General features: G+C 61.4%; 8 protein-coding genes. 2 read left to right on the top strand and 6 right to left on the bottom strand.

Going from position 1 to position 12,265, the window contains the following annotated elements:
- Positions 1 to 89: 89 nt before the first annotated feature.
- Positions 90 to 629 carry a citrate lyase holo-[acyl-carrier protein] synthase gene (gene citX, locus MKS11_RS16480; RefSeq protein WP_004204286.1) on the top strand — a complete coding sequence of 180 codons (540 nt, stop codon included), beginning with the start codon at positions 90 to 92 and terminating at the stop codon, positions 627 to 629.
- 42 nt (positions 630 to 671) lie between these two features.
- Here citX and rluA read toward each other — a convergent pair whose 3' ends face one another.
- The 6 genes from rluA to araB form a co-directional block, all read right to left on the bottom strand.
- Positions 672 to 1,331 carry a bifunctional tRNA pseudouridine(32) synthase/23S rRNA pseudouridine(746) synthase RluA gene (gene rluA, locus MKS11_RS16485; protein WP_004204288.1) on the bottom strand — a complete coding sequence of 220 codons (660 nt, stop codon included), beginning with the start codon at positions 1,329 to 1,331 and terminating at the stop codon, positions 672 to 674.
- 11 nt (positions 1,332 to 1,342) lie between these two features.
- Positions 1,343 to 4,249 (bottom strand): RNA polymerase-associated protein RapA, encoded by a 2,907-nt coding sequence (gene rapA, locus MKS11_RS16490; protein ID WP_004204289.1) that lies wholly within the window; start codon positions 4,247 to 4,249, stop codon positions 1,343 to 1,345.
- Positions 4,250 to 4,436: 187 nt separating this feature from the next.
- Complete coding sequence (polB, locus tag MKS11_RS16495) at positions 4,437 to 6,794, bottom strand: DNA polymerase II (RefSeq protein ID WP_087771766.1); 2,358 nt, start codon at positions 6,792 to 6,794, stop codon at positions 4,437 to 4,439.
- Positions 6,795 to 6,969: 175 nt separating this feature from the next.
- A complete protein-coding gene (gene araD, locus MKS11_RS16500; protein ID WP_017901201.1) occupies positions 6,970 to 7,665 on the bottom strand; it encodes an L-ribulose-5-phosphate 4-epimerase in 696 nt (231 codons plus the stop codon).
- A 137-nt stretch (positions 7,666 to 7,802) separates the two neighbouring features.
- Positions 7,803 to 9,305, bottom strand: a complete 1,503-nt coding sequence (gene araA, locus MKS11_RS16505) for an L-arabinose isomerase (protein ID WP_004204297.1) — start codon at positions 9,303 to 9,305, stop codon at positions 7,803 to 7,805.
- 10 nt (positions 9,306 to 9,315) lie between these two features.
- Positions 9,316 to 11,025: a ribulokinase gene (gene araB, locus MKS11_RS16510; RefSeq protein ID WP_087771765.1), complete on the bottom strand. Its 1,710-nt coding sequence runs from the start codon at positions 11,023 to 11,025 to the stop codon at positions 9,316 to 9,318.
- Between the two features lie 337 nt (positions 11,026 to 11,362).
- On the opposite strand from araB, the gene araC reads away from it, so the two are divergent.
- On the top strand, positions 11,363 to 12,208 hold the full coding sequence (araC, locus tag MKS11_RS16515) for an arabinose operon transcriptional regulator AraC (RefSeq protein WP_004204301.1): 846 nt from the start codon (positions 11,363 to 11,365) through the stop codon (positions 12,206 to 12,208).
- The last annotated feature ends 57 nt before the right edge of the window (positions 12,209 to 12,265 follow it).

Below are 12,265 nucleotides of genomic sequence, written 5' to 3' on the forward strand. Positions count from 1 at the left end.
GCGTTACAATCAGCGCGCGATCGGCTATCGCAACCATCATTATGACAGTCCAGGCGCTGTCGCATTTATCATATGTAGGAGAGGAATTAATGTCAGTGGATACTCCCGCCCAGGCGGGCGTCAGCATCGACGCATTGCTGGCGGCGAAAGAGCAGCGTGCAGCCCGCCAGGCCGACTGGTTGGCCCATTATCAGCAGCCTGTTATTTCCCTGACCCTGGTGACCCCCGGGGCGGTGAAGGACAGCATTCGCTATCGCAACATGATGGGCGTAGCCCTCCAGGCCTGCGATCAGCTGCTTTGGAAGCACCGCTGGCAAACGCTGGATCGTCAGGTGCTGTGGCTGCCGACCGGGCCTGAAGCGCTGTGGTGCGTGGCGCATCCGGCCAGCGAAATCAAAGCGATGTGCAGTACGCTGGAGCAGAGCCATCCGCTGGGACGCTTGTGGGATATCGATGTGATCTGTCCGCAGAGCGGGCAGGTGGGACGCCAGTCGCTGGGCGAGTCGCAGCGCCGCTGCCTGCTGTGCGATGAGCCGGCGCACGCCTGCGCGCGTAGCCGTCGTCACGACACCGATCTCGTCGTTGCCCGCGTTGAGCAAATGATTGACGCGTGGTTTGCCCGCGATTAACGGGTTAGCATTCCCCGGCAGCAGAGCGCTGCCGGGGAGGTCCTAAAAGTCGAGCGGCGCGCGGAAGGTCATCGCGTTGCCGTAGGCGGGGTGGGTGATGGTGAGCGTCTCGGCGTGAAGCAGCAGGCGCGGGGCCATCGCCAGCGCCTCCGGCGTGGCGTAAAAGCGGTCGCCAAGGATCGGATGTCCCAGCGCCAGCATATGCACGCGCAGCTGGTGTGACCGTCCGGTAATTGGCTTCAGGCGCACGCGGGCGGTATTATCTTCCGCGTACTCCAGCACCTCATACTCGGTCTGCGCCGCTTTGCCGGTTTCATAACACACCTTCTGCTTTGGCCGGTTCGGCCAGTCGCAAATCAGCGGTAAATCCACCAGGCCCTCCGCCGGCTGCGGATGGCCCCAGACGCGGGCGATGTACTGCTTCTTCGGCTCGCGCTCGCGGAACTGGCGCTTCAGTTCGCGCTCGGCCGCCTTATTCAGCGCCACCACAATCACGCCGCTGGTGGCCATATCAAGGCGATGCACCGATTCGGCCTGCGGGAAGTCGCGCTGAATGCGCGTCATCACGCTGTCTTTATGCTCATCAAGACGACCCGGCACGGACAACAAGCCGCTCGGCTTGTTGACCACCATGATGTGCTCATCCTGATACAGGATCACCAGCCAGGGATCCTGCGGCGGATTGTAGTTTTCCATCGCCATTTCGCGTTCCGTTACTGGTGAGTGACGACGATCAGACGCAGCGCGTCCAGACGCCATCCGGCCTGTCCCAGCGCCTCCAGCACCTGCTGGCGGTTGCTTTCAATCGCCGCCAGTTCGTCGTCACGGATGTTCGGGTTGACCGCCTTCAGCGCTTCCAGACGGGAGAGTTCCGCCGTCAGCTTATCGTCGGCTTCACTACGCGCCGCGTCGATCAGCCCCTGCGCCGCCTTGGCGATCTGCGCTTCGCCCTGCTGCAGAATGGCATGAACGTCCTGCTGCACCGCGTTGACCAGCTTGCTGCCGGTGTGGCGATTGACCGCGCTCAGCTGGCGGTTGAAGCTTTCAAACTCCACCTGGCCGGCGAGGTTGTTGCCGTTTTTATCCAGCAGCATGCGAACCGGGGTCGCCGGCAGGAAGCGGTTGAGCTGCAGCTGCTTCGGCGCCTGCGCTTCGACCACGTAGATCAGCTCCAGCAGCAGAGTGCCGACCGGCAGCGCCTTGTTCTTCAGCAGGGAAATAGTGCTGCTGCCGGTATCGCCGGAGAGGATCAGGTCGAGGCCGTTGCGGATCAGCGGGTGTTCCCAGGTGATGAACTGCGCGTCTTCACGGGACAGCGCCACGTCACGCTCGAAGGTGATGGTGCAACCGTCCTCCGGCAGGCCCGGGAAATCCGGCACCAGCATATGGTCGGAAGGGGTGAGGACGATCAGGTTTTCCCCGCGGTCGTCCTGGTTGATGCCGACGATATCGAACAGGTTCATCGAGAAGGCGATCAGGCTGGTGTCGTCATCCTGCTCTTCGATGCTCTCCGCCAGGGCCTGGGCTTTCTCGCCGCCGTTGGAGTGGATCTCCAGCAGACGGTCGCGGCCCTGCTCCAGCTGCGCTTTCAGAGCGTCATGCTGCTGGCGGCAGGATTTGATCAGATCGTCAAAGCCGTCGGTGGATTCCGGCGCCGCAAGGTAGTTGATCAGCTCGTTATGGACGCTGTCGTAGACGGTCCGTCCGGTCGGGCAGGTATGTTCAAAGGCGTCGAGGCCTTCGTGATACCAGCGCACCAGCACCGACTGCGCGGTCTTTTCCAGGTACGGGACGTGGATCTGGATATCGTGCGCCTGGCCGATACGGTCGAGACGGCCGATACGCTGCTCCAGCAGATCCGGGTTAAACGGCAGATCGAACATCACCAGGTTGCTGGCGAACTGGAAGTTGCGTCCTTCGGAGCCGATCTCGGAGCACAGCAGCACCTGGGCGCCGGTGTCTTCTTCAGCAAACCACGCCGCGGCGCGGTCGCGTTCGATAATCGACATCCCTTCATGGAACACGGCGGCGCGGATACCTTCGCGCTCGCGCAGCACCTGCTCCAGCTGGAGCGCGGTGGCGGCTTTGGCGCAAATCACCAGTACCTTCTGCGAGCGATGGCTGGTCAGGTAGCCCATCAGCCACTCGACGCGCGGGTCAAAGTTCCACCAGGTGCCGGTATCGCCTTCAAATTCCTGATAGATCTGCTCCGGGTAGAGCATGTCGCGCGCGCGCTCTTCCGCGGTTTTGCGGGCGCCCATGATGCCGGATACTTTGATGGCGGTCTGGTACTGGGTCGGCAGCGGCAGGCGAATGGTGTGCAGCTCGCGTTTCGGGAAACCTTTGACGCCGTTACGGGTGTTACGGAACAGCACGCGGCTGGTGCCGTGGCGGTCCATCAGCATCGAGACCAGCTCCTGGCGCGCGGCCTGAGCGTCTTCGCGATCGCTGTTGGCGGCCTGCAGCAGCGGCTCGATATCCTGCTCGCCGATTAGATCGCCGAGGGTATTGAGTTCGCTATCGCTCAGCTTGTTGCCCGCCAGCAGCAGAGCGACAGCGTCGGCCACCGGACGGTAGTTCTGCTGTTCTTCGACAAACTGCGCGAAATCGTGGAAGCGGTTCGGATCCAGCAGGCGCAGGCGCGCAAAGTGGCTCTCCATCCCCAGCTGTTCCGGCGTCGCGGTCAGCAGCAGAATGCCCGGCACGCGCTCGGCCAGCTGTTCAATGGCTTGATATTCGCGGCTCGGCGCCTCTTCGCTCCACACCAGGTGGTGCGCTTCATCGACCACCATCAGGTCCCACTCGGCGTCGCACAGGTGCTCCAGGCGCTGCTTGCTGCGGCGCACGAAGTCTAAAGAGCAGATCACCAGCTGTTCGGTTTCGAACGGGTTGTAGGCGTCATGCTGCGCTTCGGCGTAGCGCTCGTCGTCAAACAGCGAGAAGCGCAGGTTGAAGCGGCGCAGCATCTCCACCAGCCACTGGTGCTGAAGGGTTTCCGGGACCACGATCAGTACGCGCTCGGCGGCGCCGGAGAGCAGCTGCTGGTGCAGGATCATCCCGGCTTCGATGGTTTTACCTAAGCCCACTTCATCGGCCAGCAGGACGCGTGGCGCGTGACGACGGCCCACGTCGTGGGCGATGTTCAGCTGATGCGGGATCAGGCTGGTGCGCTGGCCGCGCAGGCCGCTCCACGGCATGCGGTACTGCTCGCTCTGGAACTTGCGCGCGCGGTAGCGCAGGGCAAAGCGGTCCATGCGGTCGATTTGGCCGGCGAACAGACGGTCCTGCGGCTTGCTGAACACCAGTTTGCTGTCGAGCAGCACTTCACGCAGGGTGACGTTCGCTTCCTGGGTATCGAGGCGGGTGCCGGTGTAGGACAGCAGCCCATTCTCTTCATGCACTTTGTCAACGTGGAGCTGCCAGCCTTCGTGGCTGGTAATGGTGTCGCCCGGGTTAAACATCACGCGAGTGATCGGGGAATCGTTGCGTGAGTACAGACGGTTTTCGCCGATGGCGGGGAAAAGGAGAGTGACCATGCGCGCATCCAGCGCTACCACCGTCCCTAATCCTAGTTCGCTCTCTGTGTCGCTAATCCAGCGTTGACCAAGTGTAAAAGGCATATATGTTCGGCTCTTTAGTTCTTTAATTGCAGGCAATAGTTGATCATCTCCATGGACAACCGGAGATGCGTCAAAATTGGGGCCAGGAATGGAAAGGGCGCTATATTACTGGATGGCAGAACGTTCGTCACGTCCTCCTCACGGTTCATTTTCAGGCTTCTGCGCCCGCGGAATGGGTGAGAAAAAATCAAAATAGCCCCAGCTGTCCTGTCACTATTGTAGCAAAGTCGTCGTTGACGAAGGGCAGGATCCCTTCCGCTACCGGCTGCAGCTGCTTTGACAAATAGTGGTCGTAATCGAGTGGCGACTGCTGATAATCCACCGGTTCCGGACCGCCGGTGGTCCAGACGTATTTGATGGTGCCGCGTTGCTGATACTGCTGCGCCCGACCCCGCTTCAGGTTGTGCTCATCGGCAAGCCTCGCGGCGCGCACGTGCGGCGGCACGTTGCGCTGATACTCCGCCAGCGGCCGACGCAGGCGTTTGCGATAAACCAGCTGCTCATCGAGCTCGCCGTTCATCAGCCTGGCGATAGTCTCCCGCACATAATCCTGATAGGGCTGGTTGCGGAAAATGCGCAGGTACAGCTCCTGCTGAAACTGCTGGGCCAGCGGCGTCCAGTCGGTGCGCACCGTTTCCAGACCCTTGAAAACCATGCGCTGGCCGTCGCCCTCCTGAATCATTCCGGCGTAACGCTTCTTGCTGCCGGTATCGGCGCCGCGGATCGTCGGCATCAAAAAGCGGCAGAAGTGGGTTTCGTATTCCAGCTCCAGGGCGCTGGTTAGCTGGAGTTTGCCAAGCTCCTGCGCCCACCAGGCGTTGACGTCGTTCACCAGCGTCCGGCCGATCTCCGCCGCCTGCGCTTCGCTGTGCGGGCGCTTAAGCCAGACGAAGGTGGAGTCGGTATCGCCGTAGATGACGTCATAACCATTGGCTTCAATTAACGCTTTAGTCTGACGCATGATCGCGTGGCCGCGCATGGTGATCGACGAGGCGAGACGTGGGTCGAAGAAGCGGCAGGCGCTGGTGCCCAGCACGCCGTAAAAAGCGTTCATGATGATCTTCAGCGCCTGGGAGAGCGGCTTATTGTGCTGGCGCTTGGCTTCATCGCGGCCGTGCCAGATCTGGCTGACAATCCCCGGCAGGCAGTGCTTGTCTCGCGAGAAGCGGGCGCCGAGGAAGCCCTCAATGCTGTGCTGGTCATCGGGCTGCGCCAGGCCCTCCACCAGGCCGACCGGATCGATTAAAAAGGTGCGAATGATCGACGGATACAGGCTCTTGTAGTCCAGCACCAGCACCGAGTCATACAGGCCGGGGCGGGAGTCCATCACATAGCCGCCGGGGCTCGCCTGGGGCGGCACGTCGCCGAGGTTCGGCGCCACGTAGCCCAGGCGGTGCATGCGCGGAAAATAGAGGTGGCTGAAGGCGGCGACCGAGCCGCCGTGGCGATCGGCGGGCAGGCCGTTGACCGTCGCCCGCTCGAGTAGAAATGGCATGATCTCCGTTTTGTGGAAGATCCGCGTCACCAGCTCGCAGTCCTGTAGGTTATAGATGGCCAGCGCCGGTTTATCTTCATGGAAGCGGCGATCGATCTCGTCCATCCGATCCCATGGGTTGTCGATGGCTTTGCCTTCGCCCAGCAGCTCGCGGGCCACCGCCTCCAGCGAAAAGGAGGAGAAATTCCAGAACGCCGATTTCAGCGCGTCGATGCCGTCAATAATCAGCCGGCCGTGGGCCTGGGCGAAGAAGACACCGTTCTTAAAACCGTGCTCGCGCCACTCCAGCTCGCTGTTGCCGCGGCCGAGCCTTAGCGGGATGCGGTAGCGTTCGGCATGCTTTTGCAGGACGCGCAGATCGAACTGCACCACGTTCCAGCCGATCAGCACGTCGGGGTCGTGATCGGCAAACCAGGCGTTGAGCTTTTCCAGCAGCAGGGAGCGACTGGCGACGTAGACCAGATCGAAATCGACGTCTGGCGGCGTTTCCGGTTCGGGGCCCAGCATGTAGACTACCCGCTGACCGCAGCCTTGCAGGCCGATGCAGTACAGCTCGCCGTGGCGGCTGGTTTCGATATCCAGCGACACCCATTTCAGCGGCGGGCGATAGTCAGGATTAGGTTTCATGCGCGCGTTAACCAGCTGTGGGCCGCGCGTTTCGCCTTCCACCCACACCGGGGCGGTAATAAAGCGCTCCATCAGGTAGCGCTCCGGCGGACGGATATCGCCCTCATAGAGGGTGACGCCGCTGTCGCGGAGCATCTTCTCCAGACGCATCAGTTGACGATGGGCGCGGCAGTAGAGGCCGACAACCGGCTGGCGGTGGAAATCTTTCAGGGCCAGCGGGGCGAAGCGGAAGCCTTTCTCACCCTGCAACAGTCGCTCAGCCTGCGCCCGCTGCGCTTCGGGGATAAAGGCGACGGACTCCTGCGGCGGCAGCGTGACCTGCAGCGGGCCGTCGTCGGTGGCCAGCCAGAAGGAAAGCTCGGTGCCTTGCGGAGTGTCCCGCCAGTGACGGGTGAGTAGAAAACCTGCTCGTGGCTGGGTCACGGGTGCTCTCGATGATAAAAAACCAGGCCTGATTATAGCCTGGTTTCTCAATGGGTGCTGGGATTTTATACAGGTATTCGGCGCTGAGGTGGCCCCGGATTTCGGCTTGCGCCTTATCCGGTCTGCCAGACGGTGCAGAGCCGTAGCCCTGCTAAACGCAGCGCGAGCAGGGTGGTTATTGGCCGTAGTAGGCTTTGGCCCCATGCTTACGCAGATAGTGTTTATCCAGCAGCGTCTGCTGCATATCCGGCAGCTGCGGCGCCAGCTGGCGGCAGAAGATGCCCATATAGGCGATCTCTTCCAGCACGATGGCGTTATGCACCGCGTCTTCGGCGTTTTTACCCCACGCGAACGGGCCGTGGGAATGCACCAGCACGCCGGGCATCTGCGCCGGGTCGATCTCGCGCTGGCGGAAGGTTTCGACAATCACCTTGCCGGTTTCCCATTCGTATTCGCCGTTGATCTCCGCATCGGTCATCAGCCGGGTGCAGGGCACCGGACCATAGAAATAGTCGGCGTGGGTGGTGCCGGTCGCCGGAATAGCTTGCCCGGCCTGCGCCCAGATGGTGGCGTGGCGCGAATGGGTATGCACAATGCCGCCCAGCGTCGGGAAGGCCTGATACAGCAGGCGATGGGTCGGGGTATCCGACGAGGGTTTCTTCTTACCCTCCACCACTTCGCCGCTCTCCAGACTGACCACCACCATATCGTCGGCGGTCATCACGCGGTAATCCACGCCGGAGGGTTTGATAACCAGAACGCCCTGGTCGCGGTCGACGGCGCTGACGTTGCCCCAGGTTAAGGTCACCAGATTATGCTGCGGCAGCGCTAAATTGGCTTCCAGCACCTGGCGTTTAAGATCTTCTAACATAGTGTGCTCCGAATAGCAGGCGAGTCGGGTATCCCTCACCCCGACCCTCTCCCGTCGGGAGAGGGAGAAAGGCGGCATCGCGCCAGGCCGGTACCCTCTCCCCGGCGGGGAGAGGGGGAGGGTGAGGGGGCGACCTCTTAGCGTTTTGAACCGTAATAGACTTCATTCCAGCGCAGCGCGTCTTTGAAGGCCGGCAGACGGGTGTCGTTGTCGATGACCGTCAGCTCGATATCATTCAGTTCGGCGAACTGGCGCATATCGTCGAGGTTCAGCGCATGGCTGAAGACGGTATGGTGCGCGCCGCCGGCGATGATCCAGGCTTCCGAAGCGGTACGCAGATCCGGCTGCGCTTTCCACAGGGCGTTAGCCACCGGCAGCTTCGGCAGGTCGTGCGGGGTCGGGACGGTTTCGATGGTATTGACCAGCAGACGGAAGCGGTCTCCCAGGTCGATCAGGCTGGCGACAATCGCCGGGCCGGTCTGAGTATTGAAGATCAGGCGCGCCGGATCCGCTTTGCCGCCGATGCCCAGCGGCTGGACGTCGAGGATCGGTTTCTCGGCGGTGGCGATCGTCGGGCACACTTCCAGCATGTGCGAGCCGAGCACCAGATCGTTGCCGTTGTCGAAGTGGTAGGTGTAATCCTCCATAAAGGAGGTGCCGCCCTGCAGACCAGTTGACATCACCTTCATGATGCGAAGCAGAGCGGCGGTTTTCCAGTCGCCCTCGCCGGCAAAACCGTAGCCCTGCTGCATCAGGCGCTGTACGGCGAGCCCCGGGAGCTGTTTCAGGCCGTGGAGATCTTCAAAGGTGGTGGTAAAGGCGTGGAAACCGCCCTGTTCGAGGAAGCGTTTCATCCCCAGCTCAATGCGCGCGGCGTCCAGCACGTTTTGACGCTTGTCGCCGTGAACCTGCGCCGCCGGGGTCAGACGATAGCTGCTCTCGTATTCATCGACCAGGGCGCTGATATCGCCGTCGCTGACGCTGTTGACCACTTGCACCAGATCGCCGACCGCCCAGGTGTTCACTGAGAAGCCAAACTTGATCTGCGCCGCGACTTTATCGCCGTCGGTCACCGCCACTTCGCGCATGTTATCGCCGAAACGGCACACTTTCAGATGACGGGTATCCTGTCTGGAGACCGCCTGGCGCATCCAGCCGCCGATGCGCTGGTGGGCCTCTTTATCCTGCCAGTGGCCGGTCACCACGCTGTGCTGCTGGCGCATACGGGCGCCGATGAAGCCGAACTCGCGGCCGCCATGCGCGGTCTGGTTCAGGTTCATAAAGTCCATATCGATGCTGTCCCAGGGCAGCGCGGCATTGTACTGGGTATGGAACTGTAGCAGCGGCTTGTTGAGAATGGTCAGGCCGTTGATCCACATTTTTGCCGGCGAGAAGGTGTGCAGCCAGACCACTAACCCGGCGCATTTGTCATCGTAGTTAGCGTCGCGGCAGATGTGAGTGATTTCGTCCGGGGTGGTGCCCAGCGGCTTAAGGACCAGTTTGCACGGCAGTTTGGCTTCCGCATTCAGGCTGTTCACCACATGTTCGGCATGCTTCGTCACCTGGCGCAGGGCTTCCGGGCCGTACAGATGTTGGCTGCCAATAACGAACCATATTTCATAGTTATCAAAAATCGTCATTTTCGTATCCTTAATGGGTGAGCGCTGCCTGAGATTGCGGGGCTTTTTCCGCCTTTGCAGCCGAAGGGAGATAGTGTTGTTCGGCGCTGACCGACCACTGTTGGTAGCGCTGATAGAGTTGTTCGAAACGCTGTGCCTGCGCCGGGCGCGGCTGCAGGGTGGTTTCCACCTGGCTTGCCATCCGCTGCTGGGCGGCTGGAATATCCTCATAGACACCGGCGGCGACGGCGGCGAAGATAGCCGCCCCCAGCGCGCAGCACTGATCGGAGGCGACAATTTGCAGCGGACGGTTCAGCACGTCGCAGCAGGCCTGCATGATGACCTGGTTTTTCCGCGCGATACCGCCAAGCGCCATGACGTTGTTAACCGGGATCCCCTGCTCGGTGAAGCACTCCATAATGGCGCGGGCGCCGAAGGCGGTGGCGGCGATCAGACCGCCGAACAGCGCCGGCGCGTCGGTGGCCAGGTTAAGGTCGGTGATCACCCCTTTCAGGCGCTGGTTGGCATTCGGCGTGCGGCGGCCGTTGAACCAGTCAAGCACCACAGGCAGATGCTCCAGCGATGGATTGTTGGCCCAGGCTTCGGTGAGCGCCGGCAGTAACTGTTTTTGGCTGGCTTTGATTTGCTCCCGCAACGCTGGCTGCTGCTGGGCTAGCTGCTCCAGCGGCCAGCCGAGAATGCGACCAAACCAGGCGTAAATATCGCCGAAGGCGGACTGGCCTGCCTCCATACCGATAAAGTGCGGGACCACGCTGCCGTCGACCTGGCCGCAGATGCCTTTGACCGTGCGGTCGCCGACGCTCTCTTTATCGGCAATCAGAATGTCGCAGGTGGAGGTGCCGATGACTTTCACCAGCGCGTTAGGCTGCGCGCCGGCGCCCACGGCGCCCATATGGCAGTCGAAGGCGCCGCCGGAGATGGCCACGGTCTGCGACAGGCCCAGGCGCTGGGCCCACTCTGCGCTCAGCGTGCCGACCGGCACATCGGCCGTCCAGGTATCGGTGAACAGCGGCCAGGCCAGATGCTGGTTAATGATGGGATCAAGCTCATCGAAGAAGCTGGCCGGCGGCAGACCGCCCCAGCTCTCATGCCACAGGGATTTATGCCCGGCGCTGCAGCGGCCGCGGCGCAGATCCTGCGGACGGGTGGTGCCGGAGAGCAGGGCGGGTACCCAGTCGCAAAGCTCCACCCACGAGGCGGCTGCCTGGGCGACGGCGCTATCTTCCCGGGTGACGTGGAGGATTTTGGCCCAGAACCATTCGCTGGAGTAGATCCCGCCAATATAGCGCGAGTAATCCTCTTTGCCCGGCTGGTGGCACAGGCGGGTGATCGCCTCGGCTTCCTCGACTGCGGTGTGATCCTTCCACAGGACAAACATGGCGTTAGGGTTGTCAGCGAATTCTTCGCGCAGCGCCAGCACGTTGCCCTCGGCATCAACGGGAGCCGGGGTTGAGCCGGTGCTGTCGACGCCAATGCCCACGACGTCGGCGCGCTGTTCGGCGCTCAGGGAGGCAAGTACGCTTTTCAGCGCCGCTTCCATGGTCTCGATGTAATCTCGCGGGTGGTGGCGGAACCGGTTGTTAGCGCCATCGCAATACTGTCCTTCCCGCCAGCGCGGATACCACTCCACGCTTGCCGCCAGTTCTGCGCCGGAGGCGCATTCCACCGCCAGGGCGCGGACTGAATCACTACCAAAGTCGAGGCCAATCGCAATTGCCATCTTGTTACTCCATGCAGAAATCATTCATGCAGCAACAGTAGATATCCCCGGCAAAATCCGTCAGGCCGGATTCGCTAATCTTATGGATTATTTTGCTGTCACCTCGCAAAGTGTGACGCCGTGCAAATATTCGATGTGGACTTTCCTGCCGTATTTATAGACACTTTTGTTACCCGGCATATCACGGTGGAATGCACGCCGCTGGCGCTTTTTTCGCTTGCTGTGCGGCTTTTTAGCGAAATTCCCACTGCCGTCGCAGTCGTGACAGGGCCGAGAGCGATAAAATGATGAATATGGACAATTGGTGTCACTAATACCTTCGGGGAGAACCACGCGTATGGCCGAAACGCAAAACGATCCGCTGCTGCCGGGCTACTCTTTTAACGCTCATCTGGTCACCGGTCTGACGCCGATTGAGGCGCAGGGATACCTGGATTTTTTTATCGACCGCCCGCTGGGTATGAAAGGTTATATCCTCAACCTGACGATCCGCGGCGAGGGGGTGATCAACAACCACGGCGAGCAGTTTGTCTGCCGGCCGGGCGATATGCTGCTGTTCCCGCCGGGGGAGATCCATCACTACGGCCGCCATCCCGACGCCAGCGAGTGGTATCACCAGTGGGTCTACTTCCGCCCGCGCGCCTACTGGCACGAGTGGCTCAACTGGCCGACCATCTTCGCCCAGACCGGCTTTTTCCGTCCGGACGAGCAGTGGCAGGCGCGCTTTGGCGAGCTGTTCGGCCAGATAGTCGATGCCGGACAGGGGGCGGGGCGCTATTCCGAACTGCTGGCGATTAATCTGCTGGAACAGCTCCTGCTGCGGCGGATGGAGGCGATCAACGAATCGCTGCATCCGCCGCTGGATAACCGGGTGCGCGACGCCTGCCAGTACATCAGCGACCATCTGGCGGACAGCCATTTTGATATCGCCAGCGTCGCCCAGCACGTCTGCCTGTCGCCCTCGCGTCTGTCGCACCTGTTCCGCCAGCAGTTAGGGATCAGCGTGCTCGGCTGGCGTGAAGATCAGCGCATCAGCCAGGCCAAACTGTTGCTGAGCACCACGCGGATGCCGATCGCCACCGTCGGGCGCAACGTCGGCTTTGAAGATCAGCTTTATTTTTCCCGCGTATTCAAAAAATGTACCGGCGCCAGCCCGAGCGAATTCCGCGCGGGATGTGAATAAAAAGTAAAGAAAGTGAAATGATGACCCGCTTAAATGTCACAGCCAGTAAACTATTAA

It is taken from the genome of Klebsiella sp. K5-45 (genome assembly GCF_030128605.1).
Classification (GTDB): Bacteria; Pseudomonadota; Gammaproteobacteria; order Enterobacterales; family Enterobacteriaceae; genus Klebsiella; species Klebsiella quasipneumoniae.